Raw genomic sequence first — 22,037 nt, forward strand, 5'->3', positions numbered from 1 at the left:
CTTTGGTTTCTTCTTGTAGAAACGTAAAAAGCCCTGCCGCTTTGGCAGGGCTTTTTTGTGCCTGTTTTAGGGCTGTTTTCAGAAAAACAGCCCTAAAACAGGTTTTGTTTCTGCAGGTAACGGGTTAGCAAGAGCAGCCGGTACAGGTCAAAACACCACAGGCGGGGGTTCTGGCTTAGGAGTTGCTGCTTAAGCATGGGAAGCAACCAGGTATTGCTCTGCTGGAGCAGTGGCACAGCCCCCCATTTCTTCGCCTTACAATACACCTGAAACAACCGGCTGTCTTTGCCCAACTGCAGCTGCCGGTGCAACCGCGCCAGGTTGTACACCGCCTGGTCTGCCTTAAGAAGGAAAAGCGGGCCAGGTTCAAGCCCCAGGTGCACCACCGGGTTCTCCAGATGCTGTACCGGCAGGCCTTTTTCCTGCAGCCGCCAGGCAAAGAGCGTGTCTTCATGCCCATACCCCTGCACCTGCGCCGCCAGAAAGTTCTCCAGGAACAGCGTTTTAGAAACGAGCATGTTACTGAAGAACAGGCGCTGGTAAGGGTTCTTCTGCCGCTCCGCACTGGTGGCCTGCTCTCTTGCCCTCCCATATTTCCACCGGAGAACCGCCTCTGCCGGATAGGTATCTGCATACGTAACCCCGCCCGCTACCACGGGCGCCTGCCCTTGCTGCACGTACTTTTGAAGGAAAAACAGGGAGGCCGGTAAGACATCATTGTCCAGGAAAAGCAGCGTGTGGAAAGCGGCCTCTGTGGCCAGTTGGTACCTGATCTGGGACCGGCCTACGTTTTGGGGCAGTTCCAGGTAAGTTACCTCCGGCAAGTTGCGGCACGCCCGGTTCTGTTTTTTAATTTCCTGGTTAGAGCCGTCATCATAAACCCTCACCTCAAAGGGAATGGTAAGAGACCTTGCCTGCTGCAGCAGCGCCTCAACCAGTGCAATAACCGGCTGGTTATAAACGGGAATGAGAACAGAAAGCTCAGATACCATCTACCAGCGAGAATTCTTCGCGGGCAGAATCAAGTACCCTGCCCCGTTCACACTTCAAGATGCGGCGCGGGTACCGTTGCAAGGTCTGGTGGTTGTGGGTAGCCATGAGTATAGCCGTCCCGCTGTTGTTGATCTCCTGAAACAGGCGCAAGATACTGTCAGTCACCTCGGGGTCCAGGTTGCCGGTGGGCTCATCTGCAAACAGAATGAGCGGTTCATTGAGCAGGGCGCGGGCAATCACTACCCGCTGCTGCTCCCCCCCGGAAAGCTGGTGGGGCATTTTATTGGCCGCAGAGTCCAGGCCCACCCGCATGAGCACCTCTGAAATCCGGTTTTTGATTTTAGACTTGTCGCTCCAGCCGGTTGCTTTCAACACAAACTTGAGGTTGTCTGCCACACTGCGGTCAAACAGCAGCTGGAAATCTTGAAAGACAATCCCAATCTTGCGACGCAGAAATGGAACCTGCTTCCAGGTGACGCTGTGAATGTTAAACCCGGCCACCTGGGCGGTGCCCACTTTCAGTGGAAGATCAGCGTACAGGGTTTTAAGCAAGGAGCTTTTCCCGCTTCCGGTTCTGCCTACCAGGTACACAAACTCCCCTTTCTCAATGGCAAAGCTCACCTCGCTCAAGATGGTGTTCACATCTTGAAAAATAGAGACTCTGTTTAAGACCACCACCGGGTTAGAGGAGAAATCTGCCATAGGTTATATTTCCAGTTTCTGTAATTTCCCGAACTCCAGGCCTTCTATCACGGCAGCCAAGGCTTCTTCCTTGCCTGCCAGGCCGTATCGGTCAATGTTTTTCAAAGGCCGGTCAGCCCGGAAATACGCAATCAGCACGAAGTTCTCATCGCGCAGCTGAATATAATCTGGAATCTTGGCCTTGCCTTTTACTTTGATGATGTACACCTTTTTTTAATTAGGGATTAGGAATTAAGAATTAGAAATGCACGAAAACACCTTCCAATTCTTAATTCCTAATTCTAAATTCTTAATTTATTTACCCGTTTGCTTTTTTATGGTCTGCCAGGAATTTAGCCAGACCAATGTCGGTCAACGGGTGGTTCAGCAAACCGGTGATCACATTCAACGGGCAGGTCACCACATCAGCGCCAATCTCAGCACACTGCACCAGGTGCATCACGTGCCGAACGGAAGCCGCCAACACCTCTGTGGGGTATCCGTAGTTCTGATAAATCTGCACAATCTGCTCAATCAGGTTCAACCCGTCTGTAGAGATGTCATCTAAACGGCCCACAAACGGAGACACATAGGTAGCACCGGCTTTGGCGGCCAGCAATGCCTGTCCGGCTGAGAAAACGAGGGTACAGTTGGTTTTAATGCCTTTGTCTGTGAAATACTTGATGGCTTTTACACCGTCTTTGGTCATGGGCACTTTCACCACAATATTGGGGTGCAGTTGCGCCAGCTCCTCCCCCTCTTTCACCATGGTCTCAAAATCTGTGGCAATCACCTCCGCACTGATGTCACCGTCTACAATTTCGCAAATGGCTTTGTAGTGCTTCATCACATTATCATAGCCAACAATGCCTTCTTTGGCCATCAATGACGGATTGGTAGTCACGCCGTCCAGTACGCCAAGGTCATAGGCTTCACGGATTTCATTCAGGTTTGCGGTGTCAATGAAAAATTTCATAGCAGATGGGTTTTGAAACACAAATCTACTTTAAAGCATTTTTAAAAGCGAACTGACAAGGGAAGTATTTTCTCATGGCTTTTACAGAAATAAAGGAAGGGTATTTGGTTGATTAGATGCTGGAGCAATTACCGTGGCAGCAGTGGTGCGTGATATGCAGTTCCCCTGGCGGTAGCGGTTGGTGCGGTAGTGCCTAAGTGATACACTTTTTTCAAAGCCCCTGTTGCTGGAGTTAGAATGTGGAGCGTAGTCTGCTGATTCCTTGGCAGCGGCAGTTGGATGCAGTGCTGTTGTTTTAGGAATACGTGGACTGCTGTTCCCTTGGCTCTCCCGTTTGCTCCGGTGCGAAATCCCATTGCTGTTGCATTGTCTCCGGTAAGTGCTCACGGCCGCGGGGCCCCGTCCTGGCGGTGAGCACTGCTGTTAAAACTAGGCCCTCCGGCCTTGCCGCTGGAGCGGCACCGTAGTAACAGGCGCTCACCCCCAGAACTGGTTTCGGTTCCTCTCCTGTTACTGCTTGTGCTGTTATGTCTGCTTCAGTAGGTAATGGTTGCTGTTCCGCTAGCCTATGGCGAGCCCGTGCTGCGCACATCAGCCAGGGGTATGGTTGATTGTCTATTGCTGATTGCTATAGGTCTGGTTCAGACGTTTCGTAGAATGGTAGAGACCAGGCACCGCCTTGTCTGCCACGCATACCTGATACTCCCCCTTGAAGGGGGCGAAGGGGGATGTTTACACAGGAGGACACGCATGCCAGATCAATCCCCATGTCGGCACATATCGTTGAGCCCTGCCTAGCATCGCGCTCTTCCGGATTTGCAATCCGGAAGCTAGTACACGGTGATTTGCAATCCCCGTGGCAGCACGTTTGATCTGCAGGCGCCGCGGATTACAAATCCGCAGGCACTGTGTCCGGGATGGCAAATCCCGGACAGACGAGGCCATTTCAGAGGCAGGGGCATATTGCATACAACCTACGCATTCCAGATCACTCCCCTCTCGGGAGGGGTAGGGGTGGGTTTTACATACGGCTAAACTCCCCGCGGTTCCCGTCGGCTCTGGAGACTCGCCCCATGCCATGCACGAAACCAGAGTCTCGCGCCAGTGCCAGCAACCAACCTAGCAACAACAAACCATCAGCCATTCTTATAATTCCCCGTAGCGTCTAGAGGATATAAGAGCGGCTGGGCCAATAGCTGTTTACGGGCTATTTTTCCCAAAACAGCGCTAAACCAGAAAATAAAACGTGTGAGGTGGAGGCAGTGCCGGAAGTGGCATCTGTTGGGGTATGGGCAAAAAAAAGCGGCAAACCGAGTATCGCGCCGCTCAACCACCTACCCTTGCTCCCTTCCGGGCCTGGGGGAGTTCAGCAGGAGCTGGCCGTACCGATTTGCCGTTGCAAAGATACGCAACCATTTCTTCAGCGCAAGCTGTTTTTCGTTTATTTTTCAAAAAACAGCCCGAAAACAGAAAAGTAACGGCAAACGGCAAGACAACTGCATCTGGGTCAACGGGAAAGCAACAGGGACTAAAAAGCCAGAAGTGGCGCATGCTCCTTACGCATCACCCCCTCCACAATGGCCCTTCTCCATATATCATCTGAAAGACCAATAAGTGAGGGAAGATATAAGAGCATGTTTTTGCACAGTAAAGCGGCCTCAAGGTTGCCTCGTACGTTAGCGCTGCTATGCGGCTCTAAAGACTATAGTGAAGAGCCTCTTGCTCCCCCATTCCCCTTGTAAACCAAAACGAAAACCTGCTCCAAAAAAATAATACTGTTTTGAAGCTGTTTTCTGAAAAACGGCTCCAAAACAGGATGGCCCAACCCTTCACAGGGAAGGAGAATGCAACTACATTTGGCGCAGCTTTGCGTTCTTGAATGATAGGTTTACATGACGGGTTGAGCCGCTGGTGCTCAGGAACAGGCCCGTATGGTTAGGGAAAGCATAAGACGGCACAAAGTAGCCAATCCCGAATTTCAGGTTAGTGACAGCTCCGCTCAACACGCGGGTGTCTTGGTCATACGTCAGGGAAATGGAACCGTCCAGCACCGTGGTGCAACCGGGAGACATAGCCATGCTGCCATCTTTGAACTGTTGTCCGTCTTCCACGCAAACCACCGCGGTATCTTTTAAAGAGACATGGGCTGGTAGGTTTTTTACACTCCGGTTCTTGAAAGTGAAAGAAAGCCACGGCTGCTCTTTCCCCTGTGAAGCATCTTTCACGTACAAGGTTAAACCTTCCTGGTCTTCATAATAATATACCTCAGACTGGTTCTGTGAAGTCACCAGGTAGGTCTTATCGTTCATAGAAGCATAGAAATCTGGATACGCCAACTGATACGCAGCAGAGACTTTCATGCTGTCTACCAAAGCAAACTGCGTTTCAAGCGGGGCGGCCAGCGGAGTGGGTTCTTCAGAGGTTTCAGTTTCACAGGCCGCCAGCAAGGTGGCGGCCAGTAGTACCGTACTTGCGTTGCGGAGCAAAGAGAGTAAAGTTTTTAACATAGAATATCGTTACTAAAGGATAGCAGGCGGTATAAGTGGTGCCAGACCGTCAAGTCTCAGCCCCGTTTTCTGTTACAAGATACCAACAAAAGCCGTGCCTATTTAGAATCGTTCTTTAAATTAATTTCGAATGCTGGGAACCGCCTCCCCTACCTTAAGAAGCGGGTTAGGGTTTACTCGTTTTATTGCCGTTTTACACCGCCGCTGCCCCTGGCATGGCACACGCTCCTGCATGCGCCTGCGTTTTTGGCCTAATTTCCCAAAAACAGCCCGGAAACAGAAACTCACTTCCTCTCAAAGCACAAGCGCAGGCCTCGCTTGTGCTTTGAACAAAAAAAGCTAAACAGCTTCTAAGGGAAACCCACCATTAGGCTGCCCTCCCTCATCTTTAGACAGCACCGGGGTTCTTCTCCCCTACACTTCTATAATTTCATTTTCAAGTTTTAACTCCTGCGTGTACCTTTGCGCATGCCAGAAAAAATTCTCATTCTCGATTTCGGGTCCCAGTACACCCAACTGATTGCCCGTCGCGTGCGCGAACTCAACGTTTACTGTGAAATTCACCCGTTCAACAAGATCCCGGAAATCACCTCAGACCTGAAAGGGGTCATCCTCTCCGGCAGCCCTTGTTCTGTGCGGGAAGAGAACTACCCCAACCCAGACCTTTCGGCTTTCTTAGGCAACCTGCCCGTTTTAGGGGTTTGCTACGGCGCCCAGTTGATGGCACAGGAAGGCGGCGGCGAAGTGATTGCCTCTACCATTAGAGAATACGGAAGGGCAAAACTGAGCCACGTTGACCAGCACAGCCGTTTGCTCAAGGAAATCACCATTGACTCCCAGGTCTGGATGAGCCACGGGGACACCATCAAGCACATTCCGGATTCTTTTGAAATCATTGCCAGCACTGACTCTGTGCAGGTGGCCGCCTATAAGGTGAAAAACCAGGAAACCTACGGCATCCAGTTCCACCCAGAGGTGACCCACTCTACAGAGGGCAAGCGCCTGTTGAGAAACTTTGTGGTGCATATCTGCGGCTGCGCCCAGGACTGGACCCCAGACCAGTTCATTGAAAGCACCGTGGCTGAGCTGCGGGAGCAGATTGGAGAGGATAAAGTGATCCTGGGCCTTTCAGGCGGGGTTGACTCCTCTGTGGCGGCCATGCTCATTCACCAGGCCATTGGCAAAAACCTGTACTGCATCTTTGTTGACAACGGCCTGTTGCGCAAGAACGAGTTTGAAGACGTGCTCCACTCTTACAAAGACATGGGCTTGAACGTGAAAGGCGTTGATGCCAAGGAGCAGTTTTATTCGGCGTTAGCCGGCTTAACTGACCCGGAGGCCAAACGCAAAGCCATTGGCAAAGTTTTCATAGACGTGTTTGACCAGGAGTCGCACCAGGTGGAAGACGCCAAATGGCTGGGCCAGGGCACTATTTACCCAGATGTGATTGAGTCGGTGTCAGTGAAAGGGCCTTCGGCCACCATTAAATCCCACCACAATGTGGGCGGACTACCAGATTTCATGAAACTGAAGGTGGTGGAGCCGCTCAAAACCTTGTTCAAAGACGAGGTGAGGCTGGTGGGCAAAACCCTGGGAATTGCTGAGACCATCATAGGACGTCATCCGTTCCCGGGCCCCGGCCTGGCCATCCGGATCCTGGGCGACATCACCCCGGAGAAAGTAGCGATTTTGCAGGAGGTGGACCATATCTTCATTTCCTCGTTAAAGAAAAGCGGCCTCTATGACCAGGTTTGGCAGGCGGGGGCAATGCTGCTGCCTATCCAGAGCGTGGGCGTAATGGGCGATGAGCGCACGTATGAGCGCGTGGTGGCCCTCAGGGCCGTGACCAGCGTAGACGGCATGACCGCCGACTGGTGCCATTTGCCGTATGAGTTCCTGGCAGATGTCTCCAACGAGATCATCAATAAGGTACGGGGCGTGAACCGCGTAGTCTATGACATCAGCTCTAAACCACCGGCTACCATTGAGTGGGAGTAATTGCGTTTCTGGCTTACTTTTCTGAAAATGATGAAAAAACAATGTTTTCTTGCGGTACTGGCGGGGCTTTCGCTGGGTTTTCAAGTGCAGGCCCAGTCCAGTGCAGACCTGAACACGCGTCTGCAAAATGGAAAGGTACTGGTAGACCAGCAGAAGTATGAGCTGGCCATGGCAGAGCTGTTGCCCCTGACCAGCAGTGCCACCGGCAAAACCTTTGCGGCAGATGCGGCCTATTTGTACAGTGTGGCGGCGGCTAAGCAGAAAAAATGGGCCGAGGCCGATAAAATGCTCACGCAGCTTACCGCAGAACACCCTGCCTGGGGTGGCCTGCCAGATGCGCAGTACCTGCACGGGCACGTTCTGTTTGAGAAGAAGGAATACCTGCGCGCCTTGAAAGCATTGGCCCCAATACAGGGAATGCAGGAGGAGGTGGCCAACATCAAGCGGCATTACATGATGCTGCTCCCTGACAAGGCAACCTTCCAGTACCTCATGCGTCAGTTTTCTGAAGATGCCACTCTGGCCAAAGCCTACGCAGATAAACTGGCCAGCGGTTGGTACACGGCCCAGGACAGAAGTCAGCTGGAAGACCTGGTGCGGAAGTTCAACCTGGACCGCAGCTACCTGCAGCGCACCGAGGCGGTCAAGAAGAACGAGTACAACATTGCGGTGCTCCTCCCCTTCAACCAGCCGGAGAACAGGGTGCAGGTAGATAAGAAAAACCTGTTTGTCACTGACTTTTACGCCGGCATGGCCGCCGCCCAGGATTCCCTGCAGAAACAGGGCATACGGGTCAACCTTTTCCCTTATGACACCCGCAATGACACCGCCCAGGTGCGAAAGATCATGACCATGCCTGAACTAGGGACCATGGACCTGGTGGTGGGGCCTATCTACAAGAACAACAGTACCCTGGCCGCTAAAATTGCCCAGGAGCGCAGCCTCAACATGGTAAACCCGTTTTCAGATGACCAGGAAATCCTGAAAGGCAACCCATACCTTTACCTGATGGAAACGTCTGTGGCCACGCAGGGGCAACGGGCTGCTGCTTTTGCCTACCAGACGTTTCCTAAGAAAACCGCGGTGATTATCTACGGCAGTGACAAAGACGACACCGTTTTTGCCAGCAGCTTCAGAAACACCTATATTTCACTGGGCGGCAAAGTACTCACGTACCACCGGTTCAACCCCAAATTGGGTTCTGGCATTTCAGGGGCTTTGGCTACCACCAACCTCAAGGATCTTGGGGTATTGGTAGTGAAATCCAATGCCTTGAATGTGGCCACCGGCACCATTGGCTACCTGGAGCAGCGCGCTTCTAAAGTACCGGTCATGGTACCGCAGGCCTGGCTGGAACACCCACAGATAGGTATGTCCCAGCTAGATTTCCTGGAGATGTACTTTTTGGCGCCCAAATACGTGGATCTGGAAAACCCCACCGTGCAGCGGTTCAGGAAAAACTATAGCTCCAGATACAATCTGCCCCCTTCCAGCTTCACCTTTTCCGGGTTTGAACTCCTCATGTACTATGGCAAACAGTTGCAGCAGAACGGCTACGCAGTTCCCTTGAGATTAAGCGGAGTGCAGCCGGGTGTCTTCTACCAGGGGGTGGGGTATATGAACAATGCCTCTGCCAAGCAAACCCAGGACAACCAGTACCTTCCTATCCTGAAACTGGAGAATGGCCGTTTTCTAGTAGTGAACCCTGTTTTTTAAGCACATGACTGTTGGGAGAAGAGAGAGTTCTAACAAACCAGGCAACAGAGACAGGAATCTTTCCCTTTTGCCCTCCAGCTTTGGAACCCGTTGCTTTACACCCTCCCCTACTCTGTCATCTGCATATTTCATCCACTAATCCTTTGAACCAACATGCTTACCCATATAACCAGCAAAGAACTATTTGAGCGGGCCCAACAGTTTATTCCCGGCGGGGTGAATTCACCGGTGCGGGCATTCAGGGCGGTGGGCGGTCAGCCCCTGTTCCTGAAATCTGCCAAGGGTGCGTTTCTCTATGACGAAGACGGCAACCAGTACCTGGACCTGATCAACTCCTGGGGCCCAATGATCCTGGGCCACGCCCATGAGGTGGTGGAGAAAGCGGTGCGGGATGCCCTGCCCGGTTCCCTTTCCTTTGGGGCCCCTACCCGCCGCGAGATTGAAATGGCCGAGCTTATCACCAGCATGATCCCCAGCGTGGAGAAGGTGCGCATGGTAAACTCCGGCACTGAGGCCACCATGAGTGCCATACGCGTGGCACGCGGCTACACCGGCCGTGACAAAATGATCAAGTTTGAAGGCTGCTACCACGGGCACGGTGACTCATTCCTGATTGCCGCCGGCAGCGGGGCCGTTACCCTGGGGGTACCAGACAGCCCCGGCGTAACCAAAGGTGTGGCCAATGATACCCTTACCGCCCCCTTCAATGACTTAGCCGCCGTGCAAACGCTGGTAGAAGCCAACCCGGGGCAGATAGCCGCCATCATTCTGGAACCGGTGGTAGGCAACATGGGCCTGGTGCCACCGGCAGAAGGCTTTCTGCAGGGGCTTCGGGATTTATGTACCAAAGAAGGCATTGTGCTCATTTTTGACGAGGTGATGACGGGATTCCGGCTAGCCAAAGGCGGGGCGCAGGAGTTGTTCGGCGTAAGCCCAGACATGACCACCCTGGGCAAAATCATTGGCGGCGGCATGCCCGTGGGCGCCTACGGCGGAAAAAAGGAGATCATGAACGCAGTAGCCCCGGCCGGCCAGTGTACCAGGCAGGTACTTTGTCAGGCAATCCCATTGCTATGTCGGCAGGTTTGGCGGCATTGACGTACCTGAACGAGCATCCTGAGGTGTACACGCACCTGCAGCAGATCACTGACAAGTTGGTGAACGGTACCAGACAGAACCTGCAGCAACTGGGCTTGCACTACACCCTTAACCAGGTGGGCTCCATGTTCAGCATCTTCTTCACAGAGCAACCGGTTACAGATTTTGCCTCGGCCAAAACGTCAGACCTGCAGCTGTTCGGGAAGTATTTCCATGAGATGCTGCAGCGGGGAATCTACCTGGCCCCTTCCCAGTTTGAGACTCTGTTTGTCTCCCATGCCCTCACAGATGAACTGGCAGATCACTACCTGGCAGCTAACCTGGAAGCTTTAAAAGCCATACACCCTTAGAAAGAATAGCTCAAAAGAAGCGGCGCCTGAACCTAACCAAGGCACCGCTTCCTTTTTTTAAGCACCTGTTTTTTTCACTTTATGATATTCCTGTTTTGGGGCTGTTTTTCAGAAATCAGCCCCAAAACAGAACGTCCGCCTTATCTTCTCCCCTCAATTTTACGTTCAGCCCTTAGAATGAAACCTCAGGAGCACGCCGGCAAGTTTTCAATTGAGATCAGGGTCACCCCGCAAGAAATTGATGCGTTGGGCCATGTGAACAACGTGGTGTATCTGAGGTGGGTGCAGGAGGTGTCAGCGGCGCACTGGGCGCAGGTGGCACCGCCCAGAGTGCAGGAAAAATTCCTGTGGGTGGTGCTTCGGCACGAAATTGATTTTCACAAACCTGCTTTCCTGCAAGACACCGTGACGGGTTATACCTGGGTAGGGGAACACCAGGGGGCAAAATTTGAGCGGTTTGTGAGCCTGTACAGAACAGCCACCGGTGAACTGCTGGCCGCCGCAAAGACCGTCTGGTGTCTGTTAGACGCCCAGACCCTACGCCCCAGAAGGATTGAGCAGGAGCTTCTCCGTCTGCTGTAGAAGCCGCCCTTTTTTCATGCCGCCTAGGTGCCCACTCCATTTCATTGGAACGAGAAGAATGCCTCCTTTCCTGAATTATTTTCAGGGGAGTTTTTTCTGTTTTGGGGCTGTTTGGCCAAAACAGCCCCAAAACAGAAAAAGTAGCTCAACCTGCTGCTGCTAATTCACCTGGAGCGCACCGGCTACTTTGTTGTATTTGTTCCGGTATTCAAGCGGTGACAAACCCGTGATTTTCTTAAACGTGGCCCTGAATGCTTTTGGATCTGAATACCCAACGGTAAACATCACCTCGTTCACATTGTCCTGGGAGGATTCAAAGCGCATCTTGGCCGCCTCCATCTTCACCCGCTGTATGTACTCCAGCACGGTATTGCAGGTGGCTTTCTTGAACCGGCGTTCCAGGTTTCTCCGGCCTAGATAGAAATTACTGGCCAGGTCGTCTACGGAGATTTTTTCCTGGTAATTGGCTTCAATGAACTCCTGGGCCTGTTTGATGAGGTCGTCTTCATGGTCTTTCTGCCCCTGGAAAATCACGAACGGGCTCTGGCTGCGCCGGTCAATGTCAATCTGGAACGCCTTAGACATGACTACGGCAATCTCGCGCCCCGCAAATTTCTCAAGGAGGTAGAGCACCAGGTTGAGGTAGGAGAACGCGCCGCCGCTGGAGTAGATGCGGTGCTCGTCGGTGATGATGCTGTCTTCCACCAGTTCCACCTCTGGGAACATCTTCCTGAAGGCATTGGCGGCCATCCAGTGGGTGGCGCACTTGCGGCCGTTGACCAATCCGGTAGAGGCTAGCAGGAAAGCGCCCACGCAGAGACTCGCCACTTCGGCCCCGGTCTGGTACTGTTGCACAATCCAGGGCATGAATTCGGCATTGGCTTGTACGGCCTTGGCCAAATCACCGTCCAGCGCCGGAATCAACACCAAATCAGTGTGGGGAACGTCATGAATGGTGGCATCTGTATAGACAGTGTAAATGCCGCCGGCCGCCTTCACTTCCCTTGTAAGCCCCACCAGCTGAATCTTGAAAAGCGCCGGTTTGCCCATGCCTAAGAGCAGTTTATTGGCCTCTGTCAGCACCTGTCGGGGGCCTTCCACGCTACCCAGAATAGCGCCTTCAGGAACAAGAAGCGTGATGTGTTTCATCTCTAAAATATTTTTGGTTATTTAAGGCATTCTTTTCCTTCTGCCCTATCTATCACTCTCATTCTTAAGCATTATACCGGCGGCCGGTGTAGTTGCTTTGGTTTTCAAGGTACATAATTTTCTTGCTTCCTGATTCTATAACCTGGTCAATTTTGAGGCTTTCCTTTCAGCTTCAGGCGTACTGGGGAAAATGTCGGAATCACCCCGTTTAATGCCGTATTCCCCCCCGTTCCATCCTTTTAAAGAAGTCTATGTTTGCAAGGTCAATATGAAGGAAAGAACTATGACTCCATACGCCCTGGCAGCCTATACAGAACCCCGCGTTAAGCGCCACTCTGCCCAGCACTTGGCGGTCATCAAAACGCAGGTGGCCCTACCGCAGATTCACCGGCACCTGCCTCCGCTTTTGCCAGAAGTTCAGGCGTGGCTGGCCGCATGCCCGGTAGCCGCGGCGCAGCAGGAGCTGGCTGCCTTTATCAAAGGAAATGTCTTCGCTATTGAAACGCACCCCACCGGCCCCGCCAACAAGCCAAACCCGGAATAAATGGCAAACCAAAATTCTGCTCATGGTGAAGCCTGCTACTACCCTTGTCACTATTTAAACCAATCATCTCTCTTTTTATCCATGAAAACCTTGAAAAAAATCTTACTCGGCGTAGCCGCTTTTGTAGTGCTGCCTCTGGTAGTGGCGCTGTTCGTGCAAAACGACTTTAAAGTGGAACGGCAGATTGTCATCAACAAGCCCCAGCCAGAGGTGTTTGCCTACCTCAAGCACCTCAAAAACCAGGAAAACTTTAGCAAATGGGTCATGGCTGACCCGAACATGAAAAAAGCATTCAGGGGCACCGACGGCACCGTGGGGTTTGTGTACGCCTGGAACGGCAATGACCAAGCCGGTGAAGGCGAGCAGGAAATCAAGCACCTGGACGGACAGAACATTGACATTGAAGTCAGGTTTAAACGCCCCATGGAAAGCATGGCACAAGCCCCATTCCACACCCAAGCCCTCTCTGACAACCAGACCAAAGTCACGTGGGGCATGCAAGGTTCTTCGCCTTACCCATTCAACCTCATGAATTTATTTACAGACAAAATGCTGGGCGGTGACTTAGAAGCCAGTTTGACCAACCTGAAAGGAATTTTAGAAAAAGAAACCATTTCCAAAAAATAACCTAACGCTATGCTCACCATTCATCCTTACGTCAATTTCCCGGGCAACACCGAAGAAGCCTTCCGGTTCTACCAATCTGTCTTCGGCGGCAATTTCAAAGCGCTCATAAGGTTCAAAGACACGCCAGAGGCGGAAAGAATGTCACCCGAAGACCAGGAGAAAATCATGCACATTTGCCTCCCAATTGGCGATTCTGTGCTGTTGATGGGCACCGATGCGCTGGACTCTATGGGCCACACCCTCACCATGGGCAACAACTTCTTTCTCACCATTACCCCAACTTCCAGACATGAGGCAGATGAGGTATTTGCCAAACTGTCAGCGGGCGGAAAGGCGTCTCTGCCCATGCATGAAAGTTCGTGGAACTCCTACTTTGGTATGTTCACAGACAAGTTCGGGCTGCAATGGATGATTGACCTGGATTTAAGCCAGCAATAGCACCGCATGTAAGGAATGTCCTTCGCTTATTCACCTGAAAAAGAATCTTCCCATCACCTTATCTGAAATCGCCATGGCAGCAAATGAAATCTTACAAGAACCTGCGTTAGACACGCTCCACCTGCATCGTATTTTCAACGCGCCCCGGGAACTGGTTTGGCAAGCCTGGACCACTCCCGCTTTGCTCATGCGTTGGCACGGTCCCAAAGACTTTACGGCTCCGGTTTGCCATGTAGACCTGCGGATGGGCGGTATAACGCACCTCTGCATGCGTTCGCCCGAGGGGCAGGATTTCTGGAGCAAGGGCACGTACCGTGAGATAGATGCCCCGCACCGGATGGTGGTGACCGATTCCTTTTCAGATGAGCAAGGGAACATTATCTCGGCCGCCAACTTGGGCATGGGCCATGATTGGCCGCTGGAACTGCTGGTGACGCTCACGTTTGAGGAAAAAGACGGCAAAACCCATTTCCACCTGCAACATGAAGGGCTGCCCACCGGTGAAATGCTGGATTTGTGCCGCGCCGGCTGGAGTGAGTCGTTAGACAAGCTGGAGAACCTGTTGCAGCAACTTCAATAAAAAGCGGGAAGAATTTAGAGTTTTCAGTTTACCCTTAGCAACAGCGTCCGCCTGGGTCTTACGGTAGATTAGTTTCCTGTTTTGGGGCTGTTTTCAGAAAAACAGCCCCAAAACAGGGGCACAAGCTGGCCCTTGCGCCCTCTAACCTCTCCGCCTCTAGAACACAGCATGTATCACTTTAAAAAATTAGAAAATGGCAAAGCAAATTTTTGTAAACCTTCCGGTGAAAGACCTGAACCGTTCTGTTGAGTTTTTAACCAAACTGGGCTTCACCTTCAACCCGGAGTTCACCAATGAAGACGCCACCTGCATGATTGTGGGCGAGAATATTTTTGTCATGCTGCTGGTAGAAAAGTTCTTCCAGGGCTTCACCAAGAAACCCATCGCCGATGCCTCCAAAACCACCGAGGTACTGGTTTGCCTTTCGGCGGAAAGCCGGGAAGAAATAGATTCTTTGGTGGAAAAGGCCGTGGCCGCCGGTGGGGCCGCGCCCAATGACAAGCAAGACCACGGCTTTATGTACGGCTGGGGCTTTGAAGATTTAGACGGCCACCTCTGGGAATTCAGTTACATGGAGGCCATGCCCGAAACCCAAGCTGCCGCTGCCCAACCGGAAACTATGGCGTAAAAAATTTCCTGTTTTGGGGCTGTTTTTCTAAAAACAGCAAAACAGGAAATCCTTCACAATTCACTATCAAAATTTCATCTCTTCTAACAAATGAAAAAGACTAAAATTCTCTACTGGGCTTTCACCGGAATCATGGCGCTCATGCTGGGCTTCGGGTCGGTGTTCAACGTCATGTCCTCACCCGAATCGGTGGAGCTTTTCAACTGGCTAGGTTACCCGTTGTACCTGTTGCCGTTCCTGGGGGTGGCGAAGTTGTTGGGGATTTTCGCCATTCTGGTGCCTGGTTTTAACCGGGTGAAAGAGTGGGCGTATGCCGGCCTCATCTTTGATTTGGTGGGCGCCATGTATTCGCTGATGTCTATTGGCGAACCGGTTTCTGTGTATTTGCCACTTTTTCTGCCCATTCTGCTGGTGGCGCTTTCTTATTACTTCCACCACAAGCTACTGAAAGCGGCGGCGCACCGTGTTCCAGAAAAAACGCCAGACCTTTCTCTAGCCGTTTCCTAAGCGTTTCATTTTATTTATCAGGCGAAGTCATGCACCCCGTTGAAGTATTTAAAACCAATGTGGCAAGAGTTTCCCAAGCCCATGCGCTGGCGCAACTACTCACGCAACAGCTGCCAGGCTGTAAGATTAGCTTTGACCTTGACGACTGTGACCGGATTCTGAGAGTGGAAGGCAACGGCTGTCCGCCTGAGCTGGTCATTGAACTGGTGCAGGAAAATGGCTTTTTTTGCCAGGTGCTGGAAGAATAGAGTTGGTTCTGTTTTCGCTGTTTTTCAGAAAACAGCCCGAAAGCAGAACCCGCGGGTACAAGCTTTAGCTTGTACCATGCCATGATCAGTCGCTATCTATTACTTTAGAAAAAGGACACTAATTTAAGGAATTATAGTATGTAACTAGTTTGGCTAAGTCTTCATCCTCTTTAAAGCTCAAATTATTATTTTCAGCGAATTTGGCTATTTCAGTGGATTTATCTTTTAAAACTGCTAGTATTCCCTTTTTATCTTTCCTTACTTTAACAAGTCCAGTTGGTGTTGTCATATAGTACCTCACTGTAGGTTTAATCTGTTTAGTAGCAAAAGTGGCCCCTGGAGCCCTTTCTTCTACAATGTCTTTAGAAGTCCGTTTGAGCAATTGGTACTTACCATCCGCCAGTACTTCATAATACGATTTCTCATTGTTACCATCTACAGCAGGAAAACCATTTCTAAAAATCCTTCCATGTGCGACAGCTTTGTCATTCCCCTCTATAATGGTAAATTCTTTTACGGGGTACATAAAAGCTTTAGCATGATTTTTATCTAAACTGAATATTAATTCATCTTTAATCAGATCATACTTTAGGTTCAAGCCTTGGTATAAGGTCCCATCTTGCAATTTGACGCTCCCTTGAGACCAATCTTCAGACAAATATGGAGAACCTGTTGCACCATTATACATTTTACCCACTACCCCTACACCAATTGGATCTACTGAAAGGTTAACCCCTTGCCCATTTACCTTGGCATTAAAAGAAAAAAAAGCGTAAAGACTCAAAAAAGTCAGTTTCATTAAATTTTTCATTCTTCTTAAGAATTCTAAGTTGAAATTTTAAGAAATATAAGAATTTACTTAGCAATAATCCATACCACTTTTCCTTTTTTATTATTTTAACTTATTCTTATTTGCCTTCGTGAAACGTTTTCTAAAAGTTTATATGGGTAAATTTGAAATTTATGATAAAAATAGTCTAGCAACTTAAAGGTTAACTTGTGCTACCTCATTAGGCATACTTTCAGAAAACATTTACGAAAAATAGTGTTATTCTATTCTATAAGAGCAAAGGCGGAGGTTCGAAACTCTGATAAAACATTAAACTTTAAAGAGTAATTAATTATGACCAAAACAAACCACTCTTTATTTACAGACCATATAAATCTTATTTAAAGTTTTCGGGCTGTTTTTCAGAAAACAGCCCGAAAGCAGAACTTCCATTTTTACCCCGCTACTAACTGCAACTCCGCCGGCAGCTCCACCACCGGCACGCCATCTTTCTCCAGTTGGGTCACCAAATTGGTCAGGTCAGCCAACTGCTCCAGCACGAAGTACCTTTCGGCCACTTCCTTTTCTTTGTGAGGCATGGCTAACATTTCTGCCAAATCCAATGGTTGCCAGCTGTTCTCTTTGCGCATGGCCGCCTCGCCCTCCGGGGCGTTGGAAAGCAAAGCCGCCCCGAAAAGCATCACTTTCCCTTCCTCATTTCTAAGCAAGCCGTTGCTTAAAACATGCTGCGCCAACCGCCACAACAGCTCAATGCCCTCCGGCGATTTCTGTTCTTTAGACAAAACGCCCAACCGCTGCATGAAACCCGCTACTTCTGGCTGCAGCAACCACGGCAACTGGCAGAACACGTGGGTAAACATGTCTTGCCCGCCCTGCAGACGCATATCAGCGTCTGGGTGCAACCGAAGTGAGGTCAGCGCCGGGAATTTGCACTTCGCCCAGCGGGCGAGGAGTTGCCGCGGGGTCATGGGTTCCTCAACGGCCACTACCTCCCAGCCAATCTGCCGCTTGAGCAGAAAGTTCAGCTCCTGGAAATCAGGAATCATATACGCCTTCAGTTCCAGCGCCTTCACGCCTTCCCAGAAGGGTGCCGCGACCTGATTAGCCAACGTCTCCACACGCTTGGTGTACAAGATGTTCCAAATCTGCTGTTCTTGAATGGTGTACTGATGATACTGTTGCTGGTACATAACGGTTAAAATGAAAAAGGCCTGATTCCGAAGCGGAACCAGGCCTTTTATGGTGATTGATGTTCTTAGTCTTTATCCATCAAAAATTCACCCATATTGTCCCGGCTCCGAAGGCGCATGTGCGCTTCGCAGAATTGACAATAATCATATATAGGGCAAAGTTTTGCATAACTGGGACTAATATAAGAGTCCTGTTTTATATTTCCAAATGTTTAAACGCTTTTTTCAGTTTTTTTCTAGAAAGGATGCAACCATAGTTCTATACAGATGCTCTTACCTTTAAAGGCATCATCATTCCTATAGAAAAAGCGTTTAGCATTTTATTACAGTTTGTGGCGCAAACATCTGTTTGTTCCTTCAGGAGAAGAAAGTCTCTGTTTCCGGGCTGTTTTTTGGAAAGTAGCCCCGAAACGGAAACACCGGCAATCGTGTTTGCCATGCCAGGGTCAGCCAAGATCTATCAAGATAGTAAAAGGAAAAAACTTAAAACAGCTTCAGTAAACTCTCCAACATCTACTAACTCTATTATGAAAAGACTTATTTCTCTACTGCTGGTTTTCATTGTTTTCGCGCAGACAGGCTGTGATAAAACAGACGATGAACCTACTTCCCCTTTTCAAAGAAAGACTACCTCTATCAAGGCCACAGCTGTTGTTGGCGAGTGGAAGTATGTGAAGAGGGTTTGGCTATCACAAATAGCTGGTAAACCCGAACCCTATGTCACTCCCGCCGAATTTGAAGAGGTTATCACCTTTTATACAGATAACACCTATACCAGGTCAACATCTGGCACAGTTACTACCGGAACCTATAGAGTACATGAATTGACAGCCCCAGAATGGGTAGTCATTTTAGAAAACAACCAAACCTCCAGAAGCACTTCTCTATCTACAGGAGACAGCAATTTCTTAATTGAAGACCACACCCCCTCTGACGGCCCCATGTACTACTTCCAGAAGGTGACCAGTAGCACTGGAACCACCCCCAGGTAATAGACCAACTGAATGCACTTTTGTTCCGGAATGCCTGTTTCCGGGCTGTTTTTCCCAAAACAGCCCGGAAACAGATGTTCTGCAAGGAGTTTTTGGGTATTATACCAATTCTTTCCTGAGTTCAAACGTCTTGCGCATCTTCTGAATCATACGGGCAGACTCCGCAAAACTTAAGGTTTGGGCCCCGTCAGAGGCGGCTTCCTCTGGTTTCTCGTGGGTTTCATAGATAATGCCATCGGCACCGGCCATGATGGCGGCCAAAGCCATGGGCTCCACATAGTCCCTGATGCCGATGCCGTGCGAAGGGTCAACAATCACCGGCAGGTGCGTTTTCTCTTTCAGGATTGGAATGGCGTTCAGGTCTAAGGTATTGCGGCTGGCGGTTTCATAGGTCCTGATGCCGCGCTCGCAGAGCATGAGCTTCTCGTTTCCGCCGGAGAAAATGTATTCAGCGGAGTACAGCAGTTCATCAATGGTGCCGGAGATGCCACGCTTCAACAGCACCGGTTTGTCTACTTTGCCCAGTTCGTCCAGCAGGTTAAAGTTCTGGGTATTGCGGGCGCCAACCTGAAACACATCAGTATACGGTTCCATGGGCGCAATCTGCGACACCTGCATCACCTCAGTCACAATCTTGATGCCGTTGGCGCGGCAGAGTTGGTAGAACATTTTCAGACCTTCCAAACCCAACCCTCTGAACGAATACGGCGAACTGCGGGGCTTGAACACGCCGCCGCGCATGAAGCGAACGCCCTGGCTCACCAAATGCGCAATGGTTTTCTCAATTTGTTCCTCGTTCTCAATGGAGCAAGGCCCGGCCATGAGGGTCAACTCCCCTTCCTTCACCTGCAGCCCATCCCCGAAGTCAATGACCGTGGGATTCACTTTCCATTTGCGTGACACCAGTTTGTAGTCATCAGAGACCATGTGAATGTCCTTGATACCGGGTAAATGCCCGATGGTGCGCACGTCAAATTCGGCTTTGCCGGTACCTACCAGATAATGACCTGCCTGGGTGATGACCTCAGTAGTTTTGTAATTGAGTTCTTTGGCTTTGTCCTGAATGGCAGTCTTCTGGTCAGGACGTATATTAGCTTGTAGCTGGATCAGCATGTTTTTAAATTTGAAAGTTCACTTCTCTTTTGTCATCCTGAAAGGATCTTGTGAGCGAACGGTAGTAGCGGTTAATAAATGCCGTTCTAGCTCGCCCACAAGATCTTTCCAAGATGACAAAGGGGGGTGTATACTCTTGAAAATAAGAGCTTGTATTTCGAATTATGTCGTCGTTCATGCTTGTACGGTTGGCTCTGATTTAATAGACTTCAAGAAACTCCTTACATTCTCCCGTACCTCCGCCGCGTTTTGCAACGCTTTGATAAAAGCGCTGCCAATAATGGCGCCATGAGCTGTTTGGCAGGCCAGCTCAAAGGAGTTCTTATCTGAAATCCCGAAGCCAATCAGCAGCGGGTTCTTCAAACCCAGATTCCGCACGCGGGAGAAATAGGCCTGCTGAGCGTCATTGGTCTGCACCTGGCTGCCAGTGGTGCTGGCGCTGGATACCATGTAGATAAAGGAGTTGGTCAGGTTGTCAATTTGCCGGATTCTTGTATCTGAAGTTTGCGGCGTAATCAGGAAGATAAGGCTGAGGCCATGCTTCTCCAGAATGGGTTTGTACTCTTCCTCGTACTCGGCAAACGGAAGGTCTGGCAGAATAAGACCATCTACCCCTACCCTGGCAGCATCTTCGCAGAAGCGTTCAAAGCCGTACTGCATCACCGGGTTCAGGTACCCCATTAAAATGATGGGCAGCGTCACTTTCTCCCGCACGCCTTCCAATTGCTTTAACAGCACTTTCAGGGACATGCCGTTGTCCAGCGCGACCATGTTGCTGGCTTGTATGGTAGGTCCGTCGGCCAAGGGGTCAGAGAAAGGCATGCCAATCTCCACCAAATCAGCGCCGGAGGCTTCCAGTTCCTCCAGAATGGTCACGGTGTCTTCCAGTTTAGGGTAACCGGCGGTGAAATACACGTTGAGCAGGTTGCCGGTCTTCTCCCGGAAAAGTTGAGTGAGTCTATTGTTGGGCATCTTGTTGTTCAAAGTAGGTGAGAATGGTGTTCAGGTCTTTGTCGCCGCGGCCGGAAAGGTTCAGTACCACCACATCTTCTGGTCCGGCATTGATTTCTTTCAGAGCCGCCAGTGCGTGTGACGATTCAATGGCCGGGATAATGCCTTCCAGACGGCTCAATTCGCGCAGCGCTTCCATGGCATCAGCGTCTGTGATGGCAATGAATTGGGCTCTGCCCGATTGGGCCAAGTGCGCGTGCAACGGCCCCACCCCCGGGTAATCCAGCCCCGCCGAAATGGAATAGGGTTCAGTTATCTGTCCGTCTTCGGTTTGCATGAGCAAGGTTTTGCTGCCGTGAATGATACCGGTTTTGCCCAGCACCGACGTCGCCGCCGAATGCCCTGAATCTACACCCAAACCAGCGGCTTCTACTGCCACCAACTTCACGCTTTCCTCATCTAAGAAGTGATAGAACGCTCCGGCCGCATTGCTTCCGCCGCCCACGCAAGCCACCACATAATCAGGCAGTTCCCTTCCCTCTTTCTCCAGCAACTGATTCCTGATTTCTTCGGAAATAATAGCTTGAAAACGCGCCACCATGTCTGGGTACGGGTGCGGCCCTACCACCGAACCAATGATATAGTGCGTGTCTACGGGGTTGTTAATCCAGTCTCTGATGGCCTCATTGGTGGCGTCTTTCAAGGTTTGGCTGCCCGAGGTCACCGGCACCACAGTTGCCCCCAGCAGTTTCATTTTCTCCACGTTGGGCTTCTGGCGTTCGGTGTCAATCTTGCCCATGTAGACAATGCACTCCAACCCGGCCAAGGCGCAAACGGTGGCGGTGGCCACGCCATGCTGACCGGCTCCGGTTTCAGCGATGATGCGTTTTTTACCCAGCCGCTTCGCCATGAGAATCTGCCCCACCGTATTGTTGATTTTGTGAGCACCGGTGTGGTTCAGGTCTTCGCGCTTGAGGTAGATTTTGGTGTTGTACCTTTCAGAAAGACGCTTGGCGTGGTACAGCGGCGTGGGCCTGCCCACATAATCACGCAACAACAAATGCAGTTCTTCCTGAAACTCGGGCTCCTCTATAATTTGCACGTATTTCTCGCGCAGCTCCTCCACGTTGGGGTACAGCATCTCCGGGATAAATGCCCCGCCAAATTGCCCGTAATAGCCCCGCTCGCTTACTCCGTAATTCTTACTCATATTTTTATGTCTTTTTAGACGTTTAATCTTAGTTATTGCCTAGCTATTCTATTCTAAAACAGCTGGCTACTTATACAGTTTATCAATTTCACTTCACCTACCCATTTTCAATTAGCCCGCAGCTCTTCATTCTGCCTCCCTCTTTGTCCTTCTACCTTCTTTTCTATCC

The 22,037-nt window shown here is 50.6% G+C and carries 22 protein-coding genes, 1 other RNA gene and 1 pseudogene; 12 read left to right on the plus strand and 12 right to left on the minus strand.

Annotated elements, in window-relative coordinates; translation table 11 throughout:
- Window positions 1-92: 92 nt before the first annotated feature.
- From A8O25_RS08005 to A8O25_RS08035, 6 genes are all read right to left on the minus strand, one after another.
- Complete coding sequence (locus tag A8O25_RS08005) at window positions 93-992, minus strand: glycosyltransferase family 2 protein (protein ID WP_066833279.1); 900 nt, start codon at window positions 990-992, stop codon at window positions 93-95.
- Window positions 982-1,695, minus strand: a complete 714-nt coding sequence (locus A8O25_RS08010; RefSeq protein ID WP_066833281.1) for a cell division ATP-binding protein FtsE — start codon at window positions 1,693-1,695, stop codon at window positions 982-984. The genes A8O25_RS08005 and A8O25_RS08010 overlap by 11 nt, the downstream gene beginning before the upstream one ends.
- A gap of 3 nt (window positions 1,696-1,698) precedes the next feature.
- Window positions 1,699-1,902, minus strand: coding sequence for a fructose-6-phosphate aldolase (locus A8O25_RS08015; RefSeq protein ID WP_066833283.1), 204 nt, complete (start codon window positions 1,900-1,902; stop codon window positions 1,699-1,701).
- Between the two features lie 91 nt (window positions 1,903-1,993).
- Window positions 1,994-2,650, minus strand: coding sequence for a fructose-6-phosphate aldolase (gene fsa, locus A8O25_RS08020; RefSeq protein WP_066833286.1), 657 nt, complete (start codon window positions 2,648-2,650; stop codon window positions 1,994-1,996).
- 1,298 nt (window positions 2,651-3,948) lie between these two features.
- Window positions 3,949-4,048, minus strand: an RNA gene (gene ffs, locus A8O25_RS08030) — signal recognition particle sRNA small type.
- 452 nt (window positions 4,049-4,500) lie between these two features.
- Window positions 4,501-5,157, minus strand: coding sequence for a hypothetical protein (locus A8O25_RS08035; protein WP_153042647.1), 657 nt, complete (start codon window positions 5,155-5,157; stop codon window positions 4,501-4,503).
- A 468-nt stretch (window positions 5,158-5,625) separates the two neighbouring features.
- Here A8O25_RS08035 and guaA point away from each other — a divergent pair, with 468 nt between their 5' ends.
- From guaA to A8O25_RS08055, 4 genes and pseudogenes are all read left to right on the plus strand, one after another.
- Entirely contained in the window at window positions 5,626-7,155 is a 1,530-nt protein-coding gene (guaA, locus tag A8O25_RS08040) for a glutamine-hydrolyzing GMP synthase (protein WP_066833303.1), read from the plus strand.
- 27 nt (window positions 7,156-7,182) lie between these two features.
- Window positions 7,183-8,871, plus strand: coding sequence for an ABC transporter substrate-binding protein (locus A8O25_RS08045; RefSeq protein WP_153042648.1), 1,689 nt, complete (start codon window positions 7,183-7,185; stop codon window positions 8,869-8,871).
- Window positions 8,872-9,024: 153 nt separating this feature from the next.
- Window positions 9,025-10,319: pseudogene (gene hemL / locus A8O25_RS08050) on the plus strand (glutamate-1-semialdehyde 2,1-aminomutase).
- 177 nt (window positions 10,320-10,496) lie between these two features.
- Window positions 10,497-10,901, plus strand: coding sequence for an acyl-CoA thioesterase (locus A8O25_RS08055; RefSeq protein WP_066833305.1), 405 nt, complete (start codon window positions 10,497-10,499; stop codon window positions 10,899-10,901).
- 159 nt (window positions 10,902-11,060) lie between these two features.
- Here A8O25_RS08055 and A8O25_RS08060 read toward each other — a convergent pair whose 3' ends face one another.
- Window positions 11,061-12,050, minus strand: coding sequence for a GlxA family transcriptional regulator (locus A8O25_RS08060; RefSeq protein ID WP_066833308.1), 990 nt, complete (start codon window positions 12,048-12,050; stop codon window positions 11,061-11,063).
- A gap of 283 nt (window positions 12,051-12,333) precedes the next feature.
- Here A8O25_RS08060 and A8O25_RS08065 point away from each other — a divergent pair, with 283 nt between their 5' ends.
- The 7 genes from A8O25_RS08065 (at window position 12,334) to A8O25_RS08095 (ending at window position 15,622) form a co-directional block, all read left to right on the plus strand.
- Window positions 12,334-12,594: a hypothetical protein gene (locus tag A8O25_RS08065; protein ID WP_066833310.1), complete on the plus strand. Its 261-nt coding sequence runs from the start codon at window positions 12,334-12,336 to the stop codon at window positions 12,592-12,594.
- A gap of 90 nt (window positions 12,595-12,684) precedes the next feature.
- Complete coding sequence (locus tag A8O25_RS08070; protein WP_206598668.1) at window positions 12,685-13,221, plus strand: SRPBCC family protein; 537 nt, start codon at window positions 12,685-12,687, stop codon at window positions 13,219-13,221.
- A 9-nt stretch (window positions 13,222-13,230) separates the two neighbouring features.
- A complete protein-coding gene (locus A8O25_RS08075) occupies window positions 13,231-13,659 on the plus strand; it encodes a VOC family protein (RefSeq protein WP_066833316.1) in 429 nt (142 codons plus the stop codon).
- A 73-nt stretch (window positions 13,660-13,732) separates the two neighbouring features.
- Window positions 13,733-14,239 (plus strand): SRPBCC family protein, encoded by a 507-nt coding sequence (locus A8O25_RS08080; protein WP_066833319.1) that lies wholly within the window; start codon window positions 13,733-13,735, stop codon window positions 14,237-14,239.
- Between the two features lie 193 nt (window positions 14,240-14,432).
- Window positions 14,433-14,867 (plus strand): VOC family protein, encoded by a 435-nt coding sequence (locus A8O25_RS08085; protein ID WP_066833320.1) that lies wholly within the window; start codon window positions 14,433-14,435, stop codon window positions 14,865-14,867.
- A 90-nt stretch (window positions 14,868-14,957) separates the two neighbouring features.
- Window positions 14,958-15,374 (plus strand): DoxX family protein, encoded by a 417-nt coding sequence (locus tag A8O25_RS08090; RefSeq protein ID WP_066833325.1) that lies wholly within the window; start codon window positions 14,958-14,960, stop codon window positions 15,372-15,374.
- A gap of 59 nt (window positions 15,375-15,433) precedes the next feature.
- Complete coding sequence (locus tag A8O25_RS08095) at window positions 15,434-15,622, plus strand: hypothetical protein (RefSeq protein WP_241498964.1); 189 nt, start codon at window positions 15,434-15,436, stop codon at window positions 15,620-15,622.
- A 118-nt stretch (window positions 15,623-15,740) separates the two neighbouring features.
- Here A8O25_RS08095 and A8O25_RS08100 read toward each other — a convergent pair whose 3' ends face one another.
- Window positions 15,741-16,433, minus strand: coding sequence for a hypothetical protein (locus tag A8O25_RS08100; protein WP_066833331.1), 693 nt, complete (start codon window positions 16,431-16,433; stop codon window positions 15,741-15,743).
- Window positions 16,434-16,846: 413 nt separating this feature from the next.
- Window positions 16,847-17,602, minus strand: a complete 756-nt coding sequence (locus A8O25_RS08105; protein ID WP_066833338.1) for a hypothetical protein — start codon at window positions 17,600-17,602, stop codon at window positions 16,847-16,849.
- A 332-nt stretch (window positions 17,603-17,934) separates the two neighbouring features.
- Here A8O25_RS08105 and A8O25_RS08110 point away from each other — a divergent pair, with 332 nt between their 5' ends.
- A complete protein-coding gene (locus A8O25_RS08110) occupies window positions 17,935-18,594 on the plus strand; it encodes a hypothetical protein (protein WP_161947718.1) in 660 nt (219 codons plus the stop codon).
- 99 nt (window positions 18,595-18,693) lie between these two features.
- Here the strand turns inward: A8O25_RS08110 and aroF are convergent, their stop codons facing one another.
- From aroF to trpB, 3 genes are all read right to left on the minus strand, one after another.
- Window positions 18,694-19,707, minus strand: a complete 1,014-nt coding sequence (aroF, locus tag A8O25_RS08115; protein WP_066833344.1) for a 3-deoxy-7-phosphoheptulonate synthase — start codon at window positions 19,705-19,707, stop codon at window positions 18,694-18,696.
- A gap of 174 nt (window positions 19,708-19,881) precedes the next feature.
- Complete coding sequence (gene trpA / locus A8O25_RS08120; RefSeq protein WP_066833347.1) at window positions 19,882-20,679, minus strand: tryptophan synthase subunit alpha; 798 nt, start codon at window positions 20,677-20,679, stop codon at window positions 19,882-19,884.
- Window positions 20,666-21,868 carry a tryptophan synthase subunit beta gene (gene trpB / locus A8O25_RS08125; protein WP_066833350.1) on the minus strand — a complete coding sequence of 401 codons (1,203 nt, stop codon included), beginning with the start codon at window positions 21,866-21,868 and terminating at the stop codon, window positions 20,666-20,668. Before trpB ends, trpA begins: the two co-directional genes overlap by 14 nt.
- Window positions 21,869-22,037: the final 169 nt, after the last annotated feature.

Origin of the sequence: Rufibacter ruber, from assembly GCF_001647275.1 — a bacterium.
In the GTDB taxonomy this organism is placed as follows: Bacteria; Bacteroidota; Bacteroidia; order Cytophagales; family Hymenobacteraceae; genus Nibribacter; species Nibribacter ruber_C.

What these genes read in the sequence shown, in the direction of transcription:
- A8O25_RS08005 (WP_066833279.1), bottom strand. Translation starts at nt 992, where the DNA reads ATGGTATCTGAGCTTTCTGTTCTCATTCCCGTTTATAACCAGCCGGTT.
- A8O25_RS08010 (WP_066833281.1), bottom strand. Translation starts at nt 1,695, where the DNA reads ATGGCAGATTTCTCCTCTAACCCGGTGGTGGTCTTAAACAGAGTCTCT.
- fsa (WP_066833286.1), bottom strand. Translation starts at nt 2,650, where the DNA reads ATGAAATTTTTCATTGACACCGCAAACCTGAATGAAATCCGTGAAGCC.
- A8O25_RS08035 (WP_153042647.1), bottom strand. Translation starts at nt 5,157, where the DNA reads ATGTTAAAAACTTTACTCTCTTTGCTCCGCAACGCAAGTACGGTACTA.
- guaA (WP_066833303.1), top strand. Translation starts at nt 5,626, where the DNA reads ATGCCAGAAAAAATTCTCATTCTCGATTTCGGGTCCCAGTACACCCAA.
- A8O25_RS08045 (WP_153042648.1), top strand. Translation starts at nt 7,183, where the DNA reads ATGATGAAAAAACAATGTTTTCTTGCGGTACTGGCGGGGCTTTCGCTG.
- A8O25_RS08055 (WP_066833305.1), top strand. Translation starts at nt 10,497, where the DNA reads ATGAAACCTCAGGAGCACGCCGGCAAGTTTTCAATTGAGATCAGGGTC.
- A8O25_RS08060 (WP_066833308.1), bottom strand. Translation starts at nt 12,050, where the DNA reads ATGAAACACATCACGCTTCTTGTTCCTGAAGGCGCTATTCTGGGTAGC.
- A8O25_RS08065 (WP_066833310.1), top strand. Translation starts at nt 12,334, where the DNA reads ATGACTCCATACGCCCTGGCAGCCTATACAGAACCCCGCGTTAAGCGC.
- A8O25_RS08075 (WP_066833316.1), top strand. Translation starts at nt 13,231, where the DNA reads ATGCTCACCATTCATCCTTACGTCAATTTCCCGGGCAACACCGAAGAA.
- A8O25_RS08080 (WP_066833319.1), top strand. Translation starts at nt 13,733, where the DNA reads ATGGCAGCAAATGAAATCTTACAAGAACCTGCGTTAGACACGCTCCAC.
- A8O25_RS08085 (WP_066833320.1), top strand. Translation starts at nt 14,433, where the DNA reads ATGGCAAAGCAAATTTTTGTAAACCTTCCGGTGAAAGACCTGAACCGT.
- A8O25_RS08090 (WP_066833325.1), top strand. Translation starts at nt 14,958, where the DNA reads ATGAAAAAGACTAAAATTCTCTACTGGGCTTTCACCGGAATCATGGCG.
- A8O25_RS08100 (WP_066833331.1), bottom strand. Translation starts at nt 16,433, where the DNA reads ATGAAAAATTTAATGAAACTGACTTTTTTGAGTCTTTACGCTTTTTTT.
- A8O25_RS08105 (WP_066833338.1), bottom strand. Translation starts at nt 17,602, where the DNA reads ATGTACCAGCAACAGTATCATCAGTACACCATTCAAGAACAGCAGATT.
- aroF (WP_066833344.1), bottom strand. Translation starts at nt 19,707, where the DNA reads ATGCTGATCCAGCTACAAGCTAATATACGTCCTGACCAGAAGACTGCC.
- trpA (WP_066833347.1), bottom strand. Translation starts at nt 20,679, where the DNA reads ATGCCCAACAATAGACTCACTCAACTTTTCCGGGAGAAGACCGGCAAC.
- trpB (WP_066833350.1), bottom strand. Translation starts at nt 21,868, where the DNA reads ATGAGTAAGAATTACGGAGTAAGCGAGCGGGGCTATTACGGGCAATTT.